General features: G+C 51.2%; 22 protein-coding genes. 18 read left to right on the top strand and 4 right to left on the bottom strand.

Annotation, left to right across the window (positions count from 1 at the left end; translation table 11 throughout):
• Positions 1-10 precede the first annotated feature (10 nt).
• The 12 genes from urtC (at position 11) to AC6R0R_RS07320 (ending at position 9,543) form a co-directional block, all read left to right on the top strand.
• Positions 11-1,174: an urea ABC transporter permease subunit UrtC gene (gene urtC / locus AC6R0R_RS07375; RefSeq protein WP_500626251.1), complete on the top strand. Its 1,164-nt coding sequence runs from the start codon at positions 11-13 to the stop codon at positions 1,172-1,174.
• Positions 1,175-1,176: 2 nt separating this feature from the next.
• Positions 1,177-2,016: an urea ABC transporter ATP-binding protein UrtD gene (urtD, locus tag AC6R0R_RS07370; RefSeq protein ID WP_500626250.1), complete on the top strand. Its 840-nt coding sequence runs from the start codon at positions 1,177-1,179 to the stop codon at positions 2,014-2,016.
• A 1-nt stretch (position 2,017) separates the two neighbouring features.
• On the top strand, positions 2,018-2,713 hold the full coding sequence (gene urtE, locus AC6R0R_RS07365; RefSeq protein WP_334552932.1) for an urea ABC transporter ATP-binding subunit UrtE: 696 nt from the start codon (positions 2,018-2,020) through the stop codon (positions 2,711-2,713).
• Positions 2,710-3,624 carry an urease accessory protein UreD gene (locus AC6R0R_RS07360; RefSeq protein WP_500626234.1) on the top strand — a complete coding sequence of 305 codons (915 nt, stop codon included), beginning with the start codon at positions 2,710-2,712 and terminating at the stop codon, positions 3,622-3,624. The genes urtE and AC6R0R_RS07360 overlap by 4 nt, the downstream gene beginning before the upstream one ends.
• A gap of 128 nt (positions 3,625-3,752) precedes the next feature.
• Complete coding sequence (gene ureA, locus AC6R0R_RS07355; protein ID WP_500626233.1) at positions 3,753-4,055, top strand: urease subunit gamma; 303 nt, start codon at positions 3,753-3,755, stop codon at positions 4,053-4,055.
• 46 nt (positions 4,056-4,101) lie between these two features.
• Positions 4,102-4,434 carry an urease subunit beta gene (locus AC6R0R_RS07350; RefSeq protein WP_500626232.1) on the top strand — a complete coding sequence of 111 codons (333 nt, stop codon included), beginning with the start codon at positions 4,102-4,104 and terminating at the stop codon, positions 4,432-4,434.
• Positions 4,435-4,505: 71 nt separating this feature from the next.
• Positions 4,506-6,209 (top strand): urease subunit alpha, encoded by a 1,704-nt coding sequence (ureC, locus tag AC6R0R_RS07345; protein ID WP_500626231.1) that lies wholly within the window; start codon positions 4,506-4,508, stop codon positions 6,207-6,209.
• A gap of 10 nt (positions 6,210-6,219) precedes the next feature.
• Positions 6,220-6,675, top strand: a complete 456-nt coding sequence (gene ureE, locus AC6R0R_RS07340) for an urease accessory protein UreE (RefSeq protein ID WP_334552921.1) — start codon at positions 6,220-6,222, stop codon at positions 6,673-6,675.
• A 101-nt stretch (positions 6,676-6,776) separates the two neighbouring features.
• Positions 6,777-7,346, top strand: a complete 570-nt coding sequence (locus AC6R0R_RS07335; RefSeq protein WP_500626230.1) for a HupE/UreJ family protein — start codon at positions 6,777-6,779, stop codon at positions 7,344-7,346.
• 12 nt (positions 7,347-7,358) lie between these two features.
• Entirely contained in the window at positions 7,359-8,036 is a 678-nt protein-coding gene (locus tag AC6R0R_RS07330) for an urease accessory protein UreF (protein ID WP_500626229.1), read from the top strand.
• Positions 8,037-8,077: 41 nt separating this feature from the next.
• The gene (gene ureG, locus AC6R0R_RS07325; protein WP_500626228.1) at positions 8,078-8,710 is read left to right on the top strand and encodes an urease accessory protein UreG; all 633 of its coding nucleotides are present in this window, start codon (positions 8,078-8,080) and stop codon (positions 8,708-8,710) included.
• A 98-nt stretch (positions 8,711-8,808) separates the two neighbouring features.
• A complete protein-coding gene (locus AC6R0R_RS07320; RefSeq protein ID WP_500626227.1) occupies positions 8,809-9,543 on the top strand; it encodes a TrmH family RNA methyltransferase in 735 nt (244 codons plus the stop codon).
• 13 nt (positions 9,544-9,556) lie between these two features.
• Here AC6R0R_RS07320 and fdxA read toward each other — a convergent pair whose 3' ends face one another.
• The gene (gene fdxA / locus AC6R0R_RS07315) at positions 9,557-9,880 is read right to left on the bottom strand and encodes a ferredoxin FdxA (protein ID WP_334553421.1); all 324 of its coding nucleotides are present in this window, start codon (positions 9,878-9,880) and stop codon (positions 9,557-9,559) included.
• Between the two features lie 190 nt (positions 9,881-10,070).
• Between fdxA and AC6R0R_RS07310 the strand changes: the two genes are divergently transcribed.
• The gene (locus AC6R0R_RS07310; protein ID WP_500626226.1) at positions 10,071-11,684 is read left to right on the top strand and encodes an NAD(P)/FAD-dependent oxidoreductase; all 1,614 of its coding nucleotides are present in this window, start codon (positions 10,071-10,073) and stop codon (positions 11,682-11,684) included.
• A gap of 80 nt (positions 11,685-11,764) precedes the next feature.
• Here the strand turns inward: AC6R0R_RS07310 and AC6R0R_RS07305 are convergent, their stop codons facing one another.
• Positions 11,765-13,426: a methyl-accepting chemotaxis protein gene (locus AC6R0R_RS07305; protein ID WP_500626225.1), complete on the bottom strand. Its 1,662-nt coding sequence runs from the start codon at positions 13,424-13,426 to the stop codon at positions 11,765-11,767.
• 370 nt (positions 13,427-13,796) lie between these two features.
• On the opposite strand from AC6R0R_RS07305, the gene AC6R0R_RS07300 reads away from it, so the two are divergent.
• The gene (locus AC6R0R_RS07300; protein ID WP_334552909.1) at positions 13,797-14,153 is read left to right on the top strand and encodes a YibL family ribosome-associated protein; all 357 of its coding nucleotides are present in this window, start codon (positions 13,797-13,799) and stop codon (positions 14,151-14,153) included.
• 120 nt (positions 14,154-14,273) lie between these two features.
• Here AC6R0R_RS07300 and malT read toward each other — a convergent pair whose 3' ends face one another.
• Positions 14,274-16,982, bottom strand: coding sequence for an HTH-type transcriptional regulator MalT (gene malT / locus AC6R0R_RS07295; RefSeq protein WP_500626224.1), 2,709 nt, complete (start codon positions 16,980-16,982; stop codon positions 14,274-14,276).
• Between the two features lie 556 nt (positions 16,983-17,538).
• Here malT and AC6R0R_RS07290 point away from each other — a divergent pair.
• The 3 genes from AC6R0R_RS07290 (at position 17,539) to glgB (ending at position 24,656) form a co-directional block, all read left to right on the top strand.
• Positions 17,539-19,992, top strand: coding sequence for a glycogen/starch/alpha-glucan phosphorylase (locus tag AC6R0R_RS07290; RefSeq protein ID WP_334552905.1), 2,454 nt, complete (start codon positions 17,539-17,541; stop codon positions 19,990-19,992).
• A 100-nt stretch (positions 19,993-20,092) separates the two neighbouring features.
• On the top strand, positions 20,093-22,273 hold the full coding sequence (gene malQ, locus AC6R0R_RS07285) for a 4-alpha-glucanotransferase (RefSeq protein ID WP_500626223.1): 2,181 nt from the start codon (positions 20,093-20,095) through the stop codon (positions 22,271-22,273).
• A gap of 199 nt (positions 22,274-22,472) precedes the next feature.
• Complete coding sequence (gene glgB / locus AC6R0R_RS07280) at positions 22,473-24,656, top strand: 1,4-alpha-glucan branching protein GlgB (protein ID WP_500626222.1); 2,184 nt, start codon at positions 22,473-22,475, stop codon at positions 24,654-24,656.
• 81 nt (positions 24,657-24,737) lie between these two features.
• Here the strand turns inward: glgB and AC6R0R_RS07275 are convergent, their stop codons facing one another.
• The gene (locus AC6R0R_RS07275) at positions 24,738-25,178 is read right to left on the bottom strand and encodes an acyl-CoA thioesterase (protein WP_500626221.1); all 441 of its coding nucleotides are present in this window, start codon (positions 25,176-25,178) and stop codon (positions 24,738-24,740) included.
• 173 nt (positions 25,179-25,351) lie between these two features.
• Here AC6R0R_RS07275 and AC6R0R_RS07270 point away from each other — a divergent pair, with 173 nt between their 5' ends.
• The gene (locus AC6R0R_RS07270; protein ID WP_500626220.1) at positions 25,352-26,116 is read left to right on the top strand and encodes a ferredoxin--NADP reductase; all 765 of its coding nucleotides are present in this window, start codon (positions 25,352-25,354) and stop codon (positions 26,114-26,116) included.
• Positions 26,117-26,210 lie beyond the last annotated feature (94 nt).

Below are 26,210 nucleotides of genomic sequence, written 5' to 3'. Positions count from 1 at the left end.
GAGTCAATCTATTCAGTCACGCTCGGTAGTGCTGTCGGCGATGCGAGGCGACAAAGGTGGCCAAGTGACCGTGGCGCTCATTCTGTTGGCGGTGGTGCTAGTGCCCTTGGCCAATACCTTGCTGCCCATCGGTCATCCCATTCACGTTGAGACATTCACGCTCTCTTTGATGGGCAAGTATCTCAGCTATGCCATGCTCGCCTTAGCGGTGGATCTGGTGTGGGGCTACCTCGGCATTTTGAGTTTGGGCCACGGCGCCTTTTTTGCCCTTGGCGGCTATGCGATGGGCATGTATTTGATGCGTCAAATTGGTGATCGCGGTGTGTATGGGAATCCGATTCTGCCGGATTTTATGGTGTTTCTAAATTGGCAAGAGCTGCCGTGGTTCTGGCTTGGTTTTGATCAGTTTTGGTTCGCGTGTGTGATGGTGGTATTAGTGCCGGGGGCGCTGGCTTACCTGTTTGGTTATTTGGCATTTCGATCTCGCGTGTCGGGGGTCTATTTGTCGATCATCACCCAAGCACTGACCTATGCCCTGATGTTGGCATTTTTTCGCAACGAAATGGGCTTTGGCGGCAACAACGGCCTCACGGATTTTAAAGACATACTTGGCTACAGCTTGCAGCAAGACAGCACGCGCATCGTGCTGTTTATGGCCACCGGTCTGATGCTGGCCCTGAGCTACTGGGTGTGCCGTACTGTGGTGGCCAGCCGTCTTGGCCGCGTGGCGTTGGCGATTCGCGACACCGAATCTCGCACTCGATTTATGGGCTATGACGTCGACGGCATCAAACTGTGGGTGTTTGTCCTTTCTGCGGTGATCGCGGGCATTGCGGGGGCGCTTTATGTCCCGCAAGTGGGCATCATCAATCCCGGGGAATTTGCGCCGCTCAACTCGATTGAAGTGGTGGTTTGGGTCGCGTTAGGTGGCCGAGCTACCTTGTTTGGCGCAATTGTAGGCGCTTTGGTGATCAACTATGCCAAAAGCTGGTTCACCGTTGAGTTTCCAGAGGTGTGGCTCTTTGCCCTCGGGGGCATGTTCGTGCTCTCGACTATGTACTTCCCGAAAGGGTTGATGGGGTTTGTCAGCGATAAGCTCGCGAAGGTCGACACGCCTAAGCGCCGCGCAGCAAGCGATGAGGAAAGAGATAAGAGCAAAGAGGTGACGGCATGAACATGACCCATACAACATTGACCGATTCGGTCAAGCAACTGACCCGTCGTGATGAAGTTTTTTCGTTTCTCAAGCCCGATACCCACCCGTTGATTGATACGCGGCACAACATTTTGCTCTATGTCGAAGGCGTCAACAAAAGCTTTGACGGTTTTAAAGCCATCAACGATTTGAACTTGTACATCAAAGAGGGCGAACTGCGCTGCATTATCGGCCCGAATGGTGCAGGGAAAACCACTATGATGGACATCATCACGGGCAAAACCAAACCCGACAGTGGGTCGGTGTGGCTTGGCTCTAACATCAACCTCTTGAAGATGAATGAGGCGCAAATTGCCAATGCCGGCATCGGACGCAAGTTCCAAAAGCCGACGGTGATTGAGTGCTTAAGCGTGTGGGAGAACCTTGAGCTGGCGATGGCGGGCGTACGTTCTGTGTGGGGTACGTACATCGCGCAGCTATCAGGCGAGCAGAAAGACAAATTGGAGTCAGTGCTCACGCTGATTGATTTGCAAGACAGTGCAAGGCGACTCGCCGGTAACCTGTCGCATGGTCAAAAGCAGTGGCTCGAGATCGGTATGCTCTTGATGCAAAACCCGAAGCTGTTGCTCATCGATGAGCCGGTCGCGGGGATGACGCACCAAGAGATGGATCGCACCTCTGAGCTGCTTAACTCGCTTGCCGGGAAACACTCGGTCGTGGTCGTTGAGCACGATATGGATTTCGTCCGTTCAATTGCCAGCCATGTCACTGTGCTCCACCAGGGGCATGTGCTGGCAGAAGGGACGATGGACCACGTCCAGGCCCATCCGCAAGTCAAACAGGTCTATCTGGGAGAGTAGTATGTTGACCATCAATGGATTGAACCAATTCTATGGCGAAAGCCACACCCTGTGGGACTTGAATATGACGATCCCCAAAGGCAAATGTACCGTACTCATGGGTCGCAATGGGGTGGGGAAAACCACCTTATTGCAGTGCATTATGGGGCTCGTGAAGGTACAAAGTGGCGACATCAAACTGGGTGAACAGTCATTAATTAAACGTGACGCCGAAGACCGCCCGCGACTCGGCATCGGTTATGTGCCGCAAGGACGGCAAATCTTTCCGATGCTCACCGTGCAAGAAAACCTTGAAGTGGGATTGCCGATTCGCGCCAAAGGTGATCGCCAGATCCCAGAATTCATTTTCGAGCTGTTTCCGGTGCTTAAAGAGATGCTTCATCGCCGCGGTGGCGATCTGTCGGGAGGGCAGCAGCAGCAACTGGCGATTGGTCGTGCTCTGGTGGTCAACCCGAGTCTACTGATTTTGGATGAGCCCACGGAAGGCATCCAGCCCAACATAGTGCAAGAGATTGGCGACATCATTCGCATGCTCAATCAGCAATATGGTCTGACGGTATTGCTGGTGGAGCAAAAGCTGCCTTTCGCCCGCAAAGTGGGTGATGAGTTTTGCATTTTGGATCGCGGCCGGCCGGTGGCCAATGGCCCCATGGAGGCGCTCAACGACGCGCTGATAAAGGAGTATCTCACCGTATGATGTGTGACCCTGCTGTGGCATTTGCCTTGACGGATGCCAATGACAACCCCAGCCTTGAACAAAAACTCGATTCTGATACTCGCTCTGGTTGGAAAGCAAAACTGGCTCTGCTGTTTACCGACCGAGGAGATAAAACGGTGATCAAAGAGCGCCAGCAGCAAGGCCCGCTGGCGATACAGCGCCCGCTCTATCCTGAGGGGTCTGTGTGCCATACCTATTTGTTGCACCCGCCTGGCGGCGTAGTCGGCGGCGACACGTTAGCCATCGAGGCACAGGTGCGAGAGGGGGGGCATGCACTGGTCACGACCCCCGGCGCTACCAAGTTTTATCGTTCATCGGCGCGTTTTGCTTGCCAGACGCAAATATTGCGCGTGGCGTCAAACGCCACCTTAGAGTGGTTACCGCAAGAGAACATCTTTTTCCCCGATGCCCACGCGCGATTAGATACACAGATCCACCTAGAGCGTGATGCACAATTTATGGGCTGGGAGATGCACTGTTTTGGGAGGCCCGCACTAAATGAGGGCTTCTCAAGTGGACATTTGGTAGGAAAAACAGAGATTTACTACCAAGGGAGCAAAATACTCAGCGAAGGGCTCAATATGAAAGGTGGTGATAAGGCTCTGATAAATAAGGGCTTACTTGGTTTTCCAATGATGGGCACTTTTTATATCTCCTCACAGGACGAGGACTTAATCGAGCTGGTACAGAGCTTGCTCTGCTCTATTCAAGAAGATGTGGGTAAGGCGTCGCTGGTCATTGGTGCCACTCAGCTGGAAAACCTGATAGTCGTCAGGGCATTAGGTCAATGGAGTGAAGTGATTCTGGCCAGTTTTGAGCGTATTTGGCAACAGATCAGGTTGCACTGGTTTGGCGAGAAGCCTCAGCCTCCGAGGATCTGGGCTACCTAACAAGGTGGACTGAGAGTGTGGATGCAAGCTGACTTACTCATCTACAGCACACTCATCCACAAGTACACTCAACCATAAGCATGAGAGTGCATTCGGCGGAACAAAGCGATGAATTGCGAGGGATAGCAATGGAACTCACCCCGAGAGAGAAAGACAAATTACTCATTTTTTGCGCGGGCCTGTTGGCGCAAAGTCGCAAAGAAAAAGGGCTAAAACTCAACTACCCAGAGTCGATTGCGCTGATCAGTAGCGCCATTTTAGAAGGCGCTCGGGAAGGAAAAAGCGTCGCCGAATTGATGGATTACGGGCGTACGTTGCTTACGGTAGAGGATGTCATGGAAGGGGTCGGCAGTATGATTCCGGACGTGCAAGTTGAGGCAACGTTCCCTGACGGCACCAAACTCGTCACCGTGCACGAGCCGATTGTGTAGTCAGTGATGGGTAAAGGCAAAGTCAATAGGATGAGGAGATACAGGGATGGCAGGGACGACAATCGGCAAGGGTTGGGCGCCGGGTCAAATCGAGACCGCCGCCGATGAGATTGCGCTCAATGTGGGCCGCCGCACCGTCAAAGTGAGCGTTGAGAATGTCGGTGACCGCCCGGTTCAAATCGGATCGCATTATCATTTTTTCGAAGTGAATGAAGCCTTGGTGTTTGACAGAGCGCTTGCGCGCGGGTTTCGACTCAATATTCCCGCCGGTACGGCGACGCGATTTGAACCAGGACAATCACGCAGCGTTGAGCTAGTGGAATACGCCGGAAAAGGCGAAGTGTACGGATTTCAAGGCAAGGTGATGGGCAAGTTATAGCTCGATGGCGTTACACCACCAAGTTGATAGACAAATGGGTAATGCGCACACGCAACAGACAAGGATAAGTCATGGCAAGCATCTCTCGACGGGCATACGCCGAAATGTTTGGGCCAACAGTCGGAGACAGAGTTCGCCTCGCGGATACCGAATTGTGGCTTGAGGTAGAAAAAGATTACACCGTCTACGGTGATGAAGTGAAATTTGGTGGCGGGAAGGTGATTCGCGATGGCATGGGACAGAGCCAAAGACCAAGCCAAGAAACCCCAGATTTAGTGATCACCAATGCCGTTGTGCTCGACTATTGGGGCATTGTCAAAGCCGACGTGGCGGTCAAAGATGGTCGCATTCACGCGATTGGCAAAGCAGGCAACCCCGATGTTCAGCCCGGCGTCACCATAGTGATTGGCCCGGGCACTGAGGTGTTGGCTGGAGAAGGGGCGATTCTGACCGCTGGTGGCATTGACTCGCACATCCATTTTATCTGCCCACAACAAATTGAAGAGGCGCTCGCCTCGGGTGTCACCACCATGATTGGTGGCGGCACTGGCCCGAACACTGGCACCAATGCGACCACCTGTACGCCAGGCCCGTGGAATATGCATCGCATGCTTGAATCCCTAGATGGATTTCCAATGAATTTTGGCTTGCTTGGTAAAGGTAATGCTAGCCAACCTGACGCACTGCGAGAGCAAGTTGCGGCGGGCGCGGTGGGGTTGAAACTGCATGAAGACTGGGGGACGACGCCAGCTTCTATTGATACCTGCCTGACGGTAGCGGATGAGATGGACGTACAGGTGGCGATACACACCGATACCCTCAATGAATCCGGCTTTGTCGAATCGACATTGAATGCGATCGGCGATCGCGTCATTCATACCTATCACACCGAAGGGGCAGGGGGCGGTCACGCGCCAGATATTATTCGCGCCGCCGGGGAAGCCAATGTTCTGCCGTCGTCGACCAATCCGACACGCCCGTACACCGTTAACACGGTCGATGAGCATTTGGACATGTTGATGGTGTGCCATCACCTCTCACCATCCATTGCAGAAGATGTGGCGTTCGCGGAGTCTCGCATCCGCCGAGAAACCATCGCCGCCGAGGATATTCTTCACGACTTGGGCGCTTTCTCGATGATCGCTTCGGATTCACAAGCCATGGGGCGAGTGGGAGAAGTGATCACACGCACTTGGCAAACGGCGCACAAAATGAAAGTGCAGCGCGGCAGTTTGAAACAAGATTCTAGTTACAGCGATAATTTTCGTTTGAAGCGTTACATTGCCAAATACACCATCAACCCGGCGATCACACACGGGATGGCCCATGAAATTGGTTCGATTGAAGTGGGTAAATTGGCGGATTTGGTGTTGTGGAAACCGGCTTTTTTCGGCGTTAAACCGAGCGTGATTTTGAAAGGCGGCATGATAGCCATGGCGCCGATGGGCGATCCGAACGCATCCATTCCCACTCCACAGCCGGTCCATTACCGTGGCATGTTTGGCAGCTACGGCAAAGCGGCGCAAAAGACCTCGATGCTGTTTGTCTCGCAAGCCGCTCACCAAGCCGGGATTGCCGCTGAACTGGGCTTAGGCAGTCAAATCGGCGTGGTGAGCCACTGCCGTGACATCCGTAAAGCCGATATGAAGTTAAACGACTGGCAGCCGCACATCGAAGTGGACTCGCAAACCTATCAAGTTCGCGCGGATGGCGAGTTGCTGGTGTGTGAACCTGCAGACGTGCTGCCGATGGCGCAGCGCTATTTCTTATTCTAGGAGAACAACCATGATCGAACTGACGGAAATTGCTCAGGAGATAACCATTCAACCCCACACATTTCTCAGTTTGCCGATCGACAGCCGTATCAAAAGCCGCTTAAAGGTCAAATTGGATGATGGCCGTGACGCGGGACTATTTCTTCCTCGCGGACACATTTTACGCGGGGGAGAGCAGCTCAAAAGCCCATGCGGATTGGTGGTTGAGGTGATTGCCGCGCCAGAGAGTGTCTCGACCGTCTACTGCAGTGACCTGCATTTATTGACGCGCGTTGCTTACCACTTAGGAAACCGCCATGTGCCGTTGCAAGTGGCGTTTGGTTGGGTACGTTACCAGCATGATCACGTACTCGATGACATGGTGACAGGGCTCGGCGCGAAAGTGACGGTCGAGCAAGCGGCCTTTGAGCCAGAAAGTGGTGCTTATGGCGGGCGTTCTGCTGGGGGCCATCATCACCATCACTAAATGGCTATTTGATAGGGCGCGTGTTGTCAATGTTGACGACAGCGTGGCCAGTTTCTCTTTCAACCTATTTCAACGGATAGATGACTTACAAGGACAGTGTTATGCGAATCTCTTTTATTCCCTCCGTCGGCGCGTTTGCCGCCACCACGATGGCAAGCCCAGTATTTGCTCACCCGGGCCATGAGGGCGGATCTTTTTCGGCTGGATTGACACACCCTGTGACCGGGTTGGATCACCTCGTCATGCTGATTGCGTTCGGCATGCTGACTGCGTGTCTATCGGTCAGTTGGCGCGGCAAAGTAACGCTGATGCTAGCGGCACTCGCGACGTTACTACTGGGGCTAAGCGCAGGTAAAGTGTTTGGCGGCTTTGGTGGCGTCGAGCTGGCGATTGGGGCCTCACTGTTTGTGGTCAGCGGCGCCATATGGCAGTCATTCAATCGCTCCAAGCCGCTATTGAATTTGGCGGTTGGCCTCAGCGTTGGGCTGATGTTCTTTCATGGTTACGCGCATGGCGTTGAATCAACGGGCAGTGTTCTTCCCTTTGCCAGTGGCATGTTGACCGCCGCCGCCGGTTTGATGGTGCTGGGCTTACAGTTTGGCCGAGCGTTGTCGAGCCCTTGGTTATCGGTTGGCGTCGCGTCTGCCAGCGCTTTGATTCTACTGCCGTAACGGATGTAGCCAATGATGAGCGAACCTCGCGCGGTGTATCGACTGTTCCAGCTGATCAGTCCCTCTTTGCCTATCGGCGGGTTTACCTACTCGCAAGGGCTAGAGTGGGCAGTCGAAGCGCAATGGGTGAGCGACAAAGAGAGCATGCACCAATGGTTGAGCAACATGTTGTTCAATAGCGTGGCGACCTTAGAACTGCCGTTGATTGACAGATACTTCGAGGCGCTCGGGAATGCGGACATCGCGCGCATTCAATCACTCAGTGACACCCTGTACGCCAGTCGTGAAACCAAGGAGTTGCGCGCCGAAGAGTCTCAGCGAGGACTCGCCCTCAAAACGCTTTTGGTGCAACTGGGAGTGGATCACGACGCGTTTCATCACCCTGAGGTGAAAATCAATCAACTGCTCGGTTTGTGTGTTGCCGCCGAGCAGTGGCAGATCGAACCCGAATCACTCAAACAAGGCTACCTTTGGAGCTGGGCGGAAAATCTCATTATGGCTGGGGTGAAATTGGTGCCCCTTGGTCAAACGGATGGCCAGCGAGCGCTGATCGCTCTTAGCGACGAATTTGAGGACGCCATCGCGCACGCTCGGCAGATTGAAGAGTGGATGATGGGCAGCTTTACCCCCAGCGTCTCCATCGCCAGCAGCTTACACGAGACACAATACACGCGATTATTTCGCTCATAACGTCTGTGCAGTTTTGTACATAGAATTGGAGAAGAAGGACAATGGAGAGTCACAAACAGCCATTAAGGGTCGGCATTGGCGGCCCGGTAGGTTCAGGCAAAACCGCGCTGTTGGAAGTGCTGTGCAAAGCGATCCGCGATAAGCTCAACATCGCGGTGGTCACCAACGATATCTATACCCAGGAAGACGCGAAGATCCTTACTCGCGCCGAGGCGCTTGAGCCCGATCGCATCATCGGTGTCGAAACCGGCGGCTGTCCTCACACGGCGATCCGCGAAGACGCCTCTATGAACCTCGCCGCAGTGGAAGAGCTGGCCAAACGCCATCAAAATCTCGATGTGGTGTTCATTGAAAGTGGCGGTGACAACCTCAGTGCGACCTTTAGCCCTGAGCTCGCCGACCTGACCATCTACGTCATTGATGTAGCGGAAGGGGAAAAAATACCGCGTAAAGGCGGACCGGGCATCACACGCTCGGACTTACTGGTGATCAACAAAATCGATCTTGCGCCGTATGTTGGGGCGTCTCTTGAAGTGATGGAGTCGGATACCCAGCGCATGCGCCCGACCAAACCGTTTGTGTTTACCAACTTAAAAGAGAGCCAAGGGCTGAGCACCATCATTGATTTCATCGTGACGCAAGGGATGTTGACTATGAAAAGCACGTCAGTTTGACGTGCTTGAAAGGCTAGGTGCCAACACTCGCATCTCGGCGCGGTTTAGGGTTATACTCCCCGAGTTTTTTACTGGGTTAACGCACGTCGGGGCGATGAATGATATCGAAAAACCAACTCAAATTACTGCGCGCATTGGGACAAAAGAAGCAGCGTAAAGCCAATGGACTGTTTTTAGTTCAAGGTGAAAAGAACGTCCTAGAGCTCATCGTGAGTGATCTTGAGGTCAAACAGATTTTCGCCACCCGAGATTTTCTCGACAAGCATCAAGAGGCGCTGAGCGATTACGATTGTGTTGAAGCGAGTTTGGATGAGTTGACGAAAGCCAGCACATTGGTGAGTAATAATTCGGCCATCGCCGTGGTGGCGATCCCTAACTTGCCAGTGCCAAAAGCGCAGGGTTGGCTCATCGCGTTAGATGGCGTCAGCGACCCCGGTAATCTCGGGACCATCATTCGTGTCGCCGACTGGTACGGCATCAAACACATCATCGCCAGTCAAGATTGCGCCGACCCCTATAACCCGAAAACCATCAGTGCGACCATGGGCAGTTTTGGTCGCGTCAGCGTGACGCAGTGCGATCTGCCGGCCTATCTTGCCAGTGCCAATTTACCCGTTTATGGCGCATTTCTAGAGGGCGAGAGTGTGCACACGACGCAGTTTGCACCGCAAGGCATCATCTTGATGGGCAGTGAATCGCACGGTATTCGAGAGCATGCCGCTCAACATGTGAGTGACAAAATCACCATTCCGGCGTTTGGCGGGGCAGAATCACTGAATGTCGCTATGGCAACGGGCATTATTTTGGACAACCTGCGCAGGCAGCATCAGTAGGTCGAGCGTCGGTCTATTTCTCCAGCATGCCGAGCTTATTGGGCACGCCATTCCACTTTTCAGCCTCGTCCATGGCGGGTTTGACTTCAGTGAGATTGGGCCACAGTTCGGCAAGTTCGGCATTCAACTCAATGAAGACTTGCTGATCTTCCGCGAGTTCTTCTTCTTGGAAGATGGCGTTGGCGTCGCATTCAGGTACACACAAGCCGCAGTCAATGCAATCTACAGGGCTTATCACCATGAAGTTCGGGCCTTCATAGAAGGCATCGGCAGGGCAGACCGCGACACAGTCTGTGTATTTGCATTGGATACAGTTATCAGTCACGACAAAGGCCATGGTGTGCACTCATCTTGGTTCATTTTCGAATCGGCGATAATACCGATCCCGCTGCGTTTGAGCAATCCTCCGCCGAGACAAAAAGTGGTTTTCGTATGACAGGCCAATCGAGTTGACGTAAAATGCGCGCCATTGTGAGCGGTGTAGTTAGACAGCGCCGCTAAGACACCATCCTAACTGAGATACTCGTATGATACGTTTAACTGAAATTAAACTTCCTTTGGATCACGAGGAAGACGCTATTTTCGCGGCGATCGTGAAAAAACTGGCGATTCCCGCTGATCAGATCCTCTCCTTTAATGTCTTTAAACGTGGCTACGATGCTCGCAAAAAAACGCAAATCTTGCTGATTTATACGCTGGATGTTGAAGTGGCGGATCAAGCCGCGGTGCTTGAGGCGTTTGTCAGCGACCCTCACGTCAGAGAAACGCCAGATATGGAATACAAATTTGTCGCCAACGCACCGGCGGATTTGACCGAGCGCCCAGTGGTGATTGGTTTTGGCCCTTGCGGTTTGTTTGCGGGTTTGATTCTGGCGCAAATGGGTTTCAAACCTATCATCGTTGAGCGCGGTAAAGAGGTGCGTGAGCGCACCAAAGATACCTTCGGTTTTTGGCGTAAACGCGCGTTGAATCCTGAATCGAACGTGCAGTTTGGTGAGGGTGGCGCAGGCACCTTCTCTGACGGTAAACTCTACAGCCAAATCAAAGATCCAAAACACTATGGTCGCAAAGTGATCAAAGAGTTTGTGGAAGCGGGCGCGCCAGAAGAGATCGCCTACGTGAGTAAGCCGCACATTGGCACGTTTAAGCTAGTGACCATGATTGAAAAGATGCGCGCCAAAATCATTGAGCTCGGCGGTGAGATTCGTTTTAGCACGCGCGTTGATGATATCCACATTGATAATGGCCAGATCACGGGGTTAACGCTCTCCAATGGCGAAAAAATTCAGTCTCGTTACGTGGTGCTGGCCGTAGGTCACAGTGCCCGCGATACGTTTGAAATGCTCTATAAGCGCGGTGTGGAGATGGTGGCTAAGCCTTTCTCGGTCGGTTTTCGTATCGAACACAAGCAATCGATGATCGATGAAGCACGTTTTGGTCCAAATGCCGGCAACCCTATTTTAGGCGCGGCAGATTACAAGTTGGTGCACCACTGTAAAAATGGTCGCACCGTTTACAGCTTCTGTATGTGTCCGGGTGGCACGGTGGTGGCCGCGACCTCAGAAGAGGGTCGCGTGGTCACCAACGGCATGAGCCAATATTCTCGTGCAGAGCGCAACGCCAACAGTGCGATTGTGGTAGGGATTACCCCAGAGCAAGACTATCCAGGCCACCCTTTAGCGGGGATTGAGTTCCAGCGTCAATTAGAGTCGGCGGCTTATGAGCTTGGCGGCGCGACGTATGATGCGCCGGCGCAAAAGATCGGTGATTTCCTTAAAGGCCGCGATCCGAGCGCACTGGGTGAGGTGGAGCCATCGTTCACTCCGGGTATTAAATTGACCGACTTAGCCAAAGCGTTACCGGATTTTGCGATTGAAGCGATTCGTGAAGCAATCCCTGCGTTTGACAAGAAAATCAAAGGCTTTGCGACAGAAGATGGGCTACTCACTGGTGTAGAAACGCGAACGTCATCGCCGGTGTGTATTACACGGGGTAAAGATTACCAGAGTGTCAATTTAAAAGGTTTCTTCCCAGCTGGGGAAGGCGCGGGTTATGCGGGCGGAATTTTGTCTGCGGGCATTGATGGCATTAAGGTAGCGGAAGCGCTCGCCATTGCGATGACGCAGTCAGAGGCTAACTAAGCTCATTTAAAGTGCGCGTCCTCAGAACGGCATCCAATAAAAACGGCCCATCTTGCGATGGGCCTTTTTTTTAGGGCAATTTACACCGTAAATCGGCTCACTAGCTGGTACAACTCGTTGGCGCGACCATTGAGCTCATTACTGCCTTGGCGGTTTTCATTGGCCAGATCCGCAGATTGCGAGCTTTGGTCTGAAATCACCACGATGCGCTGCGATATCTCCTGACCGACAAGGCTCTGCTCTTCGGTCGCGGTCGCAATCAGCGAGTTCATGTCCATAATGGTATCGATTGATTCCTGAATTTGGATCAAGGCTTTGGTGGCCGCATTGGCTTCCTCAACAGTGGCTGAACCCCGTTTTTGGCTCGATTCCATCGCGCGTACGGCGTCATCGGAAGCGGCTTTCAGTTTTTCAATCATACTGTGGATTTCACCAGTGCTGTCTTGGGTACGACTGGCCAGCTTACGTACTTCGTCGGCTACCACGGCGAAGCCTCGACCTTGTTCGCCCGCACGCGCAGCCTCGATGGCGGCGTTCAAGGCCAACAAGTTGGTCTGCTCAGCGATGTCTTGAATCACTTCCAGCGATGAAGAGATATTTTGTACGTCGGCTTCTAGACGCGAAATCACCGACGCCGCTTGCATTACCTCTTCAGCCAGCGCTTCCACTGAGTTGGCGGCAGAGTTGACGATTTGACGCGCTTCTTTCGCGTTATCGTCGGCTTCCTTGGCCGAGTTCGCCGCTTGGCTTGCGTTGTTGGAAATTTCAGACGCGGTTGTGGTCATTTCCGTCATTGCCGTTGCCACTTGTTCGGTCTCTTCACGTTGGCCCGAAGCCAGTTCATCGACCTGAGTCGCTCGCTGAGTCATGTTATTGGTTTCAGCCAATACTTGCTGCCCGACGTCGCTCACGCTGCGAATGATCTGTTGTAAGCTGGCAACGAACGCATTGAAGTTGGTACTGAGTTTTGCAAACTCAGGTACTTTGAATGCTTCCATACGTGCGGTGAGATCCGCTTCACCGCTGGCAAATGAGCTGATAGAGGCATCAAATTGTTCGATGGGTGACATGATGGTGCGGTTCACTGTGACAGCAAAAATCGCCACCAAAATGGCAATCACCAAGCAGAACAAGGCGATGGCAGACAAGGTGGTTTCGAGTGCTGAGGTGGTCGCCATCTCCATTTCAGCGATAATCGCATCGATGTCATCGGTGTAGAAACCCGTCCCGAGCATCAAATCCCACTGTGGGATAAAAATGGAAAAACTTAACTTCGGCAGTGCGACGGTGCCGCCTGGTTTAGGGAAGTAGTAGGTGGTGTAATCCCCGGTTTTGGCGTTTTTCAGCAAGTCTTGAACCAAGTAGTTGCCTTGCTGATCTTGTAGATTGTAAAAGTTGTCGCCAATGCCTTTATCGCTTTTCCCGACCACAACACGGATACCTTTGGAGTCATAACCAAAGATATAGCCTGAATCACCAAATTCGAGCTGTTTCAAGGTTGGGATCGCTTCTTCAAGCGAAGCGCCTTGGTCAAGAAACGGCTGGATCGCAGATTGCGCCATCTGCACGTAGTTTTTCAGCTCGGCTTTTTTCATGTTCATCATGTTCTCACGAGTAACCTCAATCTGTGTTTGATTGAGTTCTGTGGTTTTGATGTACGTAAAGCTAAGCATGCCCAGTGCTATAACGATAAGGGGTACAAGCGCTAATATGTATAGGCGGCTTTTGATTGTTAGACTCATACAAAACTTCCTGTTTATTATCATGCGGTTATCTAATGTAACCTAGCCGTTGTCATACCTTGGTTGTTATGAAAGTAGTTTTAGTCAACCAAAGGTTTATGAGTTAAGAGTAGCCTATATATCGACAGCACAATGTTAGGCTGAATAGTTGTGTTACTGTTTTTTGAACAAATTGTGTGGAATATCACCGATTCTATCACTGGTAGGAGCAGTTCTATCTTGTTGTAAATGCTTGTGATTTCATATGAAATCACAGCGACAGTGCAGCTGTGGTTCGGGGTGAAAAAGTCGTGATAGAACGATAGCACTAGGTCGGGCTGTCTCACTATGCTACACTCGCCGCCCCCAAGTGCCAGCAGAGAACCACACCATGAGCTTAAAGCAAGAGATCCAGCAACTTCACAACCGTTTAGACAGCGCCAATCGTAAACTTGATGCAGCAAAAAGCCGTCAAGACGATGAGATGATCAGTAAATTTACTGATGACGTGGAGTCTTTGACCAAGAAGTTGAACTCTCTAAAAGGTAAGCAGAAGTACGACATGAACAAAGAGCGCAAAAGCTTGCTCGACATGCCGTTTTCTCGTGAAATTACCAAGGCTGAGCAAGCGGATCTCGGTAAGCTGAAAAAATCCGTTCGTGGCTTAGTGGTGGTGCACCCGATGACGAAACTCGGCAAAGAGCTGCGTTTGGAAGTGATGACAGGATTCGCACCGAAATCATTCTAGCACTTGGACAATGCCACAGTGCGCAATCCTGAGCTTCTGTGATTTGAGGCTAAGCAGTGACAAGATGAAATGAAAAAGAGGTCGCCAATGTGGGCGACCTCTTTGCATTGGACGATAGGATCAGTAGCCCATCAATTGCAGCAGATTCTCTGCGGTTTTGACCGCTTCTTTGCGGTTGGCAATATTGAGCTTCTGATACAAGTTACGGATGTGGGTTTTGATGGTGGTGCCCGCCACATCGAGTTCTTGTGCAATTTGCTCATTACTAAAGCCCGAATAGATAAGCCCGAGCACTTGCCATTCACGTTGCGTCAATGGACTGGTGCGCACCAACTCAGGAATGTTTGGGTGATTGACCAACTTCTCGACAAACTCCTCATCAAAATGTACCGAACGGCTGCGTTGCGTGGTGGAAATATCTTTCAGCAGTTGCTGCGCGCGGTGACGTTCAAGGTCACCAAGCTCTTGCTTGGTGTTGAGTTTATTAAGGATGTGACCAATTTTGGCGCCATCCACCAAGAAGTTACCCAGCATTCCCGTTTGATTGGTGAGTTTTAGGGCTTCTTTGAGCAATTGACGCGCTTTCTCTTCATCTTGTTTGGAAATCGCCAATACCGCTTGGACAATCAGATTACGGTTGGTGTCGGTCAGTAAGTGCTTGTCTGCCGCTTCTTGCTGAATGAACTCGAGCGTTTGCTGCGCGTCTTCGTATTGCTCCAAATTGATCTGCGCTCGTGCAATATTACGCCATTGCAACTGAGTAAAGTGGTTGCTGGCGGTTTCTGGTCTCACGGCGGTATCGAGCCACTGCTTCATTGAGTCAAGATCGCCGCGTGCTTGCCAAAACAGAATCAACGACAGTGATGCGTTTGCGGTCCAATCGACGTGATAGGTTGATTGTTTGAGTAGATGCAAAATATGGTCGATGTATTTCGCGGCTCGGTCGAGCTCGCCACGGCCAATTGCAATGCGAGCCAACATCGAGTAGCTATGTAAGTGCTTACTTGGGCTCTGTTTGCCCAGTACATCGATGCCTTTGAACGCGCAGTCTTCGGCTTCGTCCAAACGGTTCCAACACCAGAGGATTTGCGCGCGTACTCGCAGCAAAAATTCATGCATCGGCACTTGATGCAGTTGTTGCTCTTCGATCAGTTTGAAGGCGTTGTCTTGCACTTCGTATGCTGCTTGCACATAGCCTTGTGCGATCAAAATCTCGCTTTGTTGTAACATCGCCCACAGCGCCTGATGATAGACCTGATACTGGCGAGCCAGTTTCTCTGTTTGCTGCATCATAGGCAACGCGCGGCTGAGACGGCCAAGGACGTGATTGACCTCGCCGACGACCGAGGTCGCAACAATGCGGCTTCGATAGACCGTGCTGTCAACTTGGCTCAGTGCCAGCTCAGCCAGTTCCAGCGCTTTTTCTGGTTGGTTCTGGTTGATGGCGACTTGCGCGCGCAGGGCGTTGAACTCGCCTTGCTCTTTGCTGCTGAGTACCACGTTGAACTGGCGCATTTGCTCATCGGCTTTGGCAAGCAAGTCACCGACATCGTTGTAGCGGTGCTGACTCTGAGCAAGCCACGCTTGCAACATACACAATTTCGGTTCGCTGTAGAGCTGCTCCGGCGATAACGAATCAATGGCCTGCTCTAGGGCTTTAAGTTCACCACCATTGAACATTTTCCAGCCAAACTGGCTCAAAATATCGGCGATCAGTTGGCTGTCTTTGGCTTCTTGCGCGTGTTTGAGTGCCTCATGGGGCGAGGATTGTTTGAGCCAAGCGCGCGCGGCGACTTGGTGCAGCTCTTGCTCTTTTTGCGGCATACGCGCTGAGCGCTCATGTGCAAGAAACTCGGCAAATAGATTGTGGAAGCGATACCAGTTTTGTTCACCTTCAAGCGGGTGGATAAACAGCCCATAGCGGTTGAGAGACTCAATCATACTGAGAGCGTCATCACGCTGAGTCAGCGCCGCTACCATGCTGTCGTTGAAGTGATCCAGCACCGAACATTGCAGTAAGAACTGACGTGTCTCTTGGTCGAGCAGATCAAACACTTCTTCAATCAAATAATCCCACAGATGCGCGTGATTAAATTGCGAAAAAGACTCAGCCGATTGCGCCAACGTGCGATTTTGACCTTGCGCTTGAAGGGCGATCAACTGCAGGGCCGATGGCCAACCTTCGACGTAGTTGCGCAGGTTGTCTGCCGTGGCATCATCAATGCCATCGGCGATGCGCTGGTTGAAGAAACGGGTGGTCTCTTCGGTATCGAACGCCAGTAACTCGTCACCGATCTCAATCATCAGATCGCGCACACGTAAGTTGGCGGTGCCGAGTGGCGGCGCGGCGCGACTGGTGACGACTAATGTCAGGTTGTCGGGCATGTGCTTGAGGAAAAAGCGCATCGCCTCGTGGATCTCATCGTCAGAAATGAGGTGGTAGTCATCAAGGACCACATAACACTCGTTAAAATACTCGGACATCTCTGCAAATACTTCACTGAACAAGGAGTGAAGTGAGGAAAATTGACGCTTTTCGGCCAATTTTTGTGAATTCGGGCAAGCCTGGTTGGTCGCTTTGTTTAGGGCTTGCAGCAGGTAGTTCATGAAGCGGAACGGGTCATTATCGCTTTCATCGATGCTGTACCAGCCGACATTAGGTTTGTCGGCGAGCCACTGGGCGGCCATGGTGGTTTTACCGTATCCGGCAGGCGAGCGAAAAAGCACCAGTTTGTAGCAGGGTGCTTGCTGAAGTAAATCAAGAACTCTTGGGCGTACGATGGCGTTGTGTAAACGGCCAGGACGCGTGAGTTTCGAAGGAATCCACATCTTCTCATCCTTATCTTATTGTCAGTGAACGTGTCAGCGAGCACGACGTCAAGATGGGTTGTTTTTTGTTCGATCTTTGTTGTTGAGTGGGATGTTACTTAAGAGTTGGTGGGATTGTTATGTGAGGAGAGCGACTTTTTCGCATATTTCACATTTTGTGCGTCTCTACGCCCCTGTTTCGTGATTTGAATCACATTAAACTGTTCGGTAAAACTTGTCTCAACTCATGCTTTGCACGAGAAATCGTGTAATTTGCACTCAGGATGAAAACATTCTGTGATTCACGCTGCATATTTTTCATTTGCCAGTTTTTGATTTCGATGAAGTTTCATACACCTTAGGTAAGGTCGTTTAGGGTCATGGTGTGATCTTAATCAACAGAGTCCAGTTCACTCATCGGTTTATTGCGAGTTGGATCACTGCTTGTTGTGAATTACGCCCTCTACGCCCTGACTCCTCCTCCTAAATCGCTACCGAAGTAGGAGGATGTTTTGCAAGACAGAGCATTGCACGATATGTCTCAGATGGATTGAAACCGATAAGTGAGATTTCTCTAATGAAACCTACTCAACAGAAAAAATTTGATAAAGCCAGCTTTCAAGCTGACGTTAAAATGCACCTTTCTGCGACCTACGCGAAAACCGTAGACACCGCAACTCCGCGTGAATGGTACCTTGCTATGGGTAAAGCCCTGGCAGAGATCACAACGCTCGATCTTTTGAAAACCGAGCAAGACCCACGCATCAAGAACGCGAAAAGCGTCAACTACCTATCTCTTGAATTTCTTATCGGTCGTTTAACCGGTAACAACCTAATCAGCTTAGGTCTCTACGAGCAGATCACGGATGCGATGGCCGAACTGGGCCAAAACCTGACCGACTTGTTGGAAGAAGAGCGCGACCCGTCTCTGGGTAACGGTGGTCTAGGTCGTTTGGCGGCGTGTTTTATGGATTCTTGTGCAGCGCAAGAGTTCCCAACCGTTGGTTACGGTTTGCACTACGAATACGGTCTGTTCAAGCAATCTTTTGTTGACGGACGTCAGCAAGAAGCGCCGGATGCTTGGCGTGGTGTCGAAGGCTACCCGTGGGAAGTCGCGCGCCCAGAATTAGCGCAAGAAATTGGTTTCTACGGTCGCGTTGAAGTGAGTTACGAGAACGGCAAAGAAGTACGCAAATGGGTACCGGGTATGAGCGTGAAAGCGATGCCTTGGGACTTACCGATTGTCGGTTATGAATCTGACACGGTATACCCGCTGCGTTTGTGGGAATGTCAGGCGATTGCGCCATTCTCATTGGCAAGTTTCAACAACGGCGATTACTTCGAAGCGCAGCACGCGCTGATTGACGCCGGTAACATTACTAAAGTGCTGTACCCGAATGACAACCATGAGAAAGGCAAAACACTGCGTTTGATGCAGCAGTACTTCCACTCAGCAGCTTCGGTACGTGACATTTTACGTCGTCACGAAGCAGCGGGTTTTGCACTTGCGGATCTTCCAAAGCAAGAAACAATTCAGCTTAACGATACTCACCCAACGATTGCTATCCCTGAATTGATGCGTATTTTGCTCGATGAAAAAGGGCTATCTTGGGATAAAGCGTGGGAAATCAGTTCGCAAACCTTCGCGTACACTAACCACACACTTCTACCAGAGGCATTGGAAACGTGGCCAGAGTCTTTGATTCAACGTCTGCTACCGCGTCATATGGAGATCATTTTTGAGATCAACCATCGCTTCCTACAAGAAGTACGCGCAATGTGGCCGGGTGATGGTGAGAAGCAAGCGAAGCTGTCGATCATCGAAGAAGGCTTCAACCGTATGGTTCGCATGGCAAACCTGTGTGTGATCGGTTCTTACGCGGTGAACGGTGTAGCGGCGCTGCACTCAGAGTTGGTGAAAAAAGATCTCTTTCCAGAGTTCCACGCGATGTTCCCAACGCGTCTTCACAATGTGACCAATGGTATTACGCCTCGTCGTTGGCTGAAGTTCTGTAACCCAGGTTTATCCGCGCTGATCACTGACAAAATCGGCAGTGAATGGCCAGCGAAGCTTGAGCAGCTTGAAGGTATCGCGAAATACGCTGATGACGCCGAGTTCCAACAAGCGTTTATGGCGGTGAAGAAAGAGAACAAAGAGCGCTTGGCTAAGTGGGTATCAGACAACATGGGCATCGAGCTAGATACCAACGCGATTTTCGATGTGCAAATCAAACGTCTGCACGAGTACAAGCGTCAGCACCTTGATTTGCTGCACATCCTGTCTCTCTACCACCGCATCATTAATGAGCCGGGTTTTGAGTGTACGCCACGCGTCTGCTTCTTCGCGGCAAAAGCGGCGCCGGGTTACCACTTGGCGAAAGAGATCATCTTCGCTGTGAACAAGATTGCTGAAAAAATCAACAACGACCCACGCATTGGCAACAAGCTGAAAGTCGTCTTCATCCCTGACTACCGCGTGAGCATGGCAGAGATCATCATCCCAGCGGCGGACGTGTCCCAACAAATCTCGTTGGCCGGTAAAGAAGCGTCCGGTACGGGTAACATGAAGATGGCACTCAACGGTGCGCTGACTATCGGTACTATGGATGGGGCAAACGTTGAAATCCGTGAAGAAGTCGGCGACGACAACATCTACATCTTTGGTCTTGAAGTCGACGAAGTGGTTGCACTGAAGAAAGCTGGCTACAACCCATACGATTACTACCACGCAGACCCACTGCTCAAAGCGTCACTGGATCTACTGGCGGGTGAAGAGTTCACTCCGGGTCAACCGGGCCTACTGCGCGCGACCTATGACAGCCTACTCGACGGCGGTGACCCGTACCTCTGTCTTGCGGACTTCGCGTCTTACGTGGAAGCGCACGAGGCGATGGGCAAACAGTACTTAGACCAAGCGGGCTGGGCGAAGAAAGCCATCTTGAACACGGCGCTGGTCGGTAAATTTACCTCCGACCGCTCGATTCGAGATTACGTCAATAATATTTGGAAGTTGGAAGCGGTTAAACGCTAAAACGACTTAAAAAGCCAAGGCGTTCGCGCCTTGGCTCAATTCTTTATAACGATTTAATAACCCTACATTTGAAGGTATAAGCAGTCCTTCGGAGAGAGCGATGAAACATCACAATGCATTAAAACAAGTCGCTGAAATGGCTAGAATTGCCGACAGCTACGTGAGCGCGTGGGGAGATGAGGCAAAAGTGGAAGAGGCTACCATTCTCCACTTACTAAACTCTTTAGGCTATGACACAACCAACGACGAGACTCTTCTTAAGTCCGCAGAGCGTAAACACAAGAAAGATGTGTTGGACCCTGTGACCGTGGTGCGCGATGGCGACCCATTTGAAGTGGCTTTGAATCTAGGCGCGAGTGCACGTGAAAGTGAGTTCAGTTGGCGTTTGGATACTGAGCAAGGAGAGGTACTTGAAGGCTATCTTCAATCGCAAATCGTGCGAGATGAGCGCAGCGAGGGTGGCCCTTTAGTGTTTGCCTTACCGAACGACTTAGCGTGGGGGTACCATAAACTCACGATTGTTCGTAAGCGTCGTAAAGCCCCGTATGAGGCAACCTTAATTGTGACGCCAAGCGCGTGTTACAAGCAAGATTCGATTTTGTCGGGCAAGAAGATGTGGGGCCCGAGTGTTCAACTCTACACACTGCGTACCCAACACAACTGGGGAATGGGTGACTTTGGCGATCTAAAACAGCTGGTGGCCGATATCGCCTCGCGCGGTGGTGATTTTGTGGGTCTTAACCCTATTCACTCCTTGTTCCCAGCCAACCCTGAGGGGGCAAGTCCTTACAGCCCGTCCTCTCGCCGCTGGTTGAACATCCTATACATCGATGTGAGCTCGGTGCCTGAGTTTGCGCTCAGTGTTGAGGCGCAGCAGCAAGTGGGCAGTGCTCAGTTCCAGCAACGCCTGCAAAAAGCGCGCGAGTCTCATTGGGTAAACTACAGCGAAGTCGCGGAGCTCAAACTGAGCGTGTTACCGCTGCTGTTTGCGGAATTTAAAAAACGCCATCTCGATAAGAACACCGAGCGCGCTCAGCAGTTCTTATCGTTTGTCGAAGAGGGTGGAGACAGCCTACTTCACCAAGCTGCGTTTGATGCTTTGCACAGTGAACTGCACGCCAAAGACAGCAACGTCTGGGGCTGGCCGGTGTTCCCTGAGCAGTACCGCCACTTTGATAACAGCGCGGTGCAAACCTTCATCAAGCAAAATCAAGACAAAGTTCATTTGTACATGTATCTGCAATGGGTCGCGGACACACAGATTAACGAAGCGCAGGCTCTAGCAGAAGAAAAAGGCATGTCGGTGGGTCTATACCGCGACTTGGCGGTCGGTGTGGCCGATTCAGGTGCAGAAACCTGGGCCGACAATGGCAACCTGATCTTAGATGCCAGCATTGGTGCGCCGCCGGATGTACTAGGGCCGCTTGGTCAAAACTGGGGCTTACCACCGCTCAATCCACAAGTGTTGCAAGCAACGGGGTATGACGCTTACGTTAAGCTTCTGCGCGCCAATATGAAGCATTGTGGCGCTCTGCGTATTGACCACGTGCTTGGATTGCTGCGTCTATGGTGGATCCCTAAGGGTGAGAACGCAACGAAAGGGGCGTACATCTACTACCCTGTCCAAGATATGTTGGCGATCCTTGCGCTGGAATCACATCGTCATCAATGCAGTGTGATTGGTGAAGATTTAGGTACGGTGCCAGACGAAATCGTTGAGTTGCTGCGCGATGCGGGCGTGCACTCATACAAAGTGTTCTTCTTCGAAACTTCAGAAGAGGATGGCGGCTTTATCTCACCTAAGCACTACGCTGAGCAGTCAATGTCTGCGTTGTGTACTCATGACATGCCGACGCTTCGCGGTTTCTGGCACTGTGATGATTTGAAACTGGGTAAAGAGTTGGGTTTGTATCCGAACGAAGCGCAGCTACAAGGTCTGTTTGCGGATCGTTTGGAGTGCAAACAAGGGATTTTAGACTCGGTCGCATGGCACGGTTATCTGCCTGAAGGCGTTGGTCGAGATGCGCAGTACGTACCGATGGATTCTTACCTAGCCGAAGCGTTGCAACTGCATGTCGCTGCGGGTTCTTCGACTCTGCTCAGCGTGCAGTTGGAAGATTGGTTAGAGATGGATAAGCCGGTTAACATCCCAGGAACCGTGAACGAATACCCGAACTGGCGTCGTAAATTATCAATGAATCTCGACGAAGTATTCGCCAATGATGGGGTAAACCGTATCGCTCGTAAACTTACGGAAGTACGTGCTAAGGTGAGTAAGTAAGGACTTGCTTAAGTTACGTAAAAAAGTATCGAATGCGTCACTCTATGTAAGGTAGCAATTCGGTAAACTTTCATTAAGCTATCTAAGCCCGCATTATTCCCGCGGGCTTTGTTTATATTAGTGGTACCCCCAGCTAATAATGGGATGATTGATACCAATGATACTTGCAGTCGGAAGGTTAGGTTAGGGAGAGAATAACTTGAAAAAAGTGACCAAGATTGACAAAAAAACACAAAAATATAACCAACTTTCTCACGCTCAATTTGCAGACCCATTTTCATTTCTAGGGCCGTTTATTGAGGATAAAACGTCAAGTTTGCGCGTTTGGATGCCGGGAGCCGATAAAGTCGAGTTAGTGATTGATGGTGAACCGCGTATTAAGTTGCAGCGAGAAGAAGATTCAGGCTTTGTATTAACCGAGGCTAAAGATTTGCGCTTTACCCACTACCAACTCGTGGTCGATTGGCAGGGGACAGAGCAATGGGTGGATGATCCATACCAATATCACACCATTTATGCAGAATACGAAGAACTGCATACCCCCAAGCAGATGTATCACCACATGGGCGCGCAGTTTGTCACCTTAGAGCGTGACGGCAAGTCCATCTCTGGGACGCGTTTTCTTGTTTATGCACCGCACGCATCTGCGTGCAGTTTGGTCGGTGAGTTCAACCAGTGGGATGGCCGCCGTCATCCTATGCAGCGCTTAGATTACGGTATTTGGGGCTTGTTTGTGCCTAATTTACTTGAAGGCACCAGCTATAAGTTTGAACTCAAAGGGCCCAATGGCGAAGGCTTACCGCACAAAGCCGATCCGTGGGGCGCGTACGCAGAGCAATACCCCTCTTTTGCGTCCGTCACCTACGATCACTCTCGCTATCAGTGGCAAGACAGTGAGTGGCAGCAGCGCCCCATCACGCAAAAACGCAATGAAGCGCTGTCATTTTATGAGTTGCATGCCGGTTCTTGGCGCCGAGATGACAACGGTGATTTCCTTAATTACCGAGAACTCGCCGATCAGCTAGTCCCTTACCTTGTTGATATGGGTTACACCCACGTTGAATTGATGCCCGTCTCTGAGCACCCATTCTATGGCTCTTGGGGTTATCAACCGGTCGGTCTGTTTGCGCCAACCAGCCGTTTTGGCTCGCCCGATGATTTCAAATATTTTGTTGAGCAGTGTCACCTTGCAGGTCTAGGTGTCGTGCTTGACTGGGTGCCCGCCCATTTCCCTTCTGACGATCATGGTCTGGCGAATTTTGATGGTACGCCTCTTTACCACGATCCAGATCCGCGTCGCGGTTGGCACCAAGATTGGAACTCGTTCATTTACGATTTGGGTCGCGAGCATGTCCGTCGTTTCTTGGTCTCCAACGCCTTGTATTGGTTTGAGCAGTTCCATATTGATGGTATCCGCGTTGATGCAGTAGCCTCGATGCTTTACCTCGATTATTCGCGCAGTCACGATCAGTGGATTCCGAACGTCGATGGTGGCAACGAAAACTACGATGCTATCGCGACGCTGAAATGGATGAACGAAGAAGTCTACAAACACTTCCCGAACGCCATGACCATCGCGGAAGAGTCGACGGCGTTTCCGGGCGTCTCAGCGCCGACCTTTATGGGTGGACTCGGCTTTGGTTTTAAGTGGAACATGGGTTGGATGCACGATTCGCTCTCTTACATTCAACAAGACCCTGTGCACCGCAAATACCATCACAACACCATTACCTTCCCGTTGATTTACGCGCACAGTGAAAACTACGTGCTGTCGCTGTCTCACGACGAGGTCGTGTACGGCAAAGGTTCAATCCATAACAAAATGCCCGGTGATGAGTGGCAGCAAACCGCAAACCTGCGTGCCTACCTAGGCTACATGTACGGTCAGCCTGGTAAGAAACTCAACTTTATGGGCGCAGAGTTTGGTCAAACCGGTGAGTGGAATCATGATGATCAACTGCAATGGTTCTTGCTCGATTTTGAGCGCCATCAAGGGGTACAAGCTCTCACGCGTGACCTCAACTTGCTTTACAAGCATGAAGCGGCGATGCATGAGTGGGATTGTGAGCCAAAAGGATTTGAATGGCGCTTGCAAGATGCGGCGGACGCCTCCATTTTGGCGCACGAACGCTTAAGCGAAAACGGCGAGCGAATCTTGGTGGTGACGAACTTTACACCAGTGCCGCATGAGCGATTCCGTTTGGGCGTACCAATCAAGGGAGAGTATGCGTTGTTGCTCAACACCGACGATGATAAGTACCACGGCAGTGGCTTTGAGGTGAAAAGCAAAGTGAAGACAGAGAAGGTCAGAAGCGAAGGGCTGGATCACTCACTTCTTCTAAGTTTGCCGCCGCTTTCGACGGTGTTCTACAAACTGCAGTAACGTCGATAAACGGTGATTCGTTGAATTCACCGTAATTGGTGCTATTGATCTTGCCCGCCTTTATGGCGGGCTTTTTGCCGTTTATGGGGCGGGATGCGATTCTTGTGTGGCGAGAATCAACTGCGCAACATGACTTGGCAAGGTGGCCTTGGTGTTGTGTTTGAAGTCGAACATGACGCAGGTGGCGCGTCCGGTGGTGGTAATTTTACCCAGTTTTTTGCTCACGATTTGGTATTCCATCGTAAAGCGGTCTTGTTGGAGGTCGATGACGCGCGAGCCTACCAACAGTGTGTCCGGGTAAGTGACGGGCAGTTTATAGCGACACTGTGTCTCACTCAGTACGGGCCCTACCTGGGTTTTTTGGATGTTCACGAGCAAGTCAATCTTGGCAAAATACTCCAATCGCGCTGTTTCAAAGTAGCGAAAATAGACCGCATTGTTGACGTGTTGCAAGGCATCCATCTCTCCCCATGCGACGGGAATTTCAGTGATGACAGGAAAATCGTTCAACAGATCACTCATAGGGTTCTCTTAATTTTTATTGTGGATGGAGTAAATATTCTAGAACTTCAGCGTCGGGTTGTTTTTATTTTGTTATTTATTTGTGATCTTAGATGGTTAAATCATGTTCCAGTTTTACTTCAAAGGTGTGAAAGAGTAAGTTAATGGAATGTTAACCAGAAGAGGTGCGTAGCATGGCGGTACTTGATGGTTTCAACTTAGCGCGATTAGAACGTCGGACTGACTGGACGCCGAACGTATTTAGCTTACGATTAACCGGCGCCCCCCTGACCTTCAAGGCTGGGCAGTTTACTAAATTGGGACTGCTTGATGACGAAGGCAACATGATTTCGCGCGCCTACTCATTGGTGAATGCACCGCTCAATACCAGTGATATGCTGGAGTTCTTAATCGTCGCGCATCCAGAAGGTAAACTGACGCCGAAACTGCAACAGCTGCAAACCGGTGATGGCGTCTACGTGGGCAAAGAGGCCTATGGCGACCTGACGTTTGACATCATACCCAAACAGACTCAAAACCTCTGGCTGCTCTCGACAGGTACCGGCATCGGACCGTTTCTCTCTCTGTTGGATGACATGAATTTTCGCCCCAATTGTGATGAGATTGTGCTGGTTCATGCGGTGCGTCATGAGAAAGAGTTGGTCTATCGCTACTTGATTGATCAATTGGTACAGCAATACGAAGGGCGTCTGCGGTACTTGCCGGTCGTATCAAGAGATCCTGACACCACACACCTTAGCGGCCGAATTCCTCAACTGCTGCAAAGTGGTGCGCTGCTCCGCAGTGCGGATGTTTGTTTGGCGCCCGAACAGAGTTTTGTGATGCTGTGTGGTAATCCTGAAATGATTAAAGATACTCAACAAACGTTGGTGGAGATGGGGCTGAATAAGTATCGACGCGCCACGGGTGGCAACATCATCTTCGAGCGGTATTGGTAGCCCCGCGCATGAGAATAAAAACACACTAAGAATAAAAAAGCCGAGCGGCAGAAAACTGCGCTCGGCTTTCGATGTTTAAGCAGTGTAATACGCG

The organism is Vibrio sp. R12-SW3-ISO1 (genome assembly GCF_059834005.1).
Note: the sequence above shows the minus strand (reverse complement) of the source record. Positions and strands in the feature narration are given on the sequence as shown.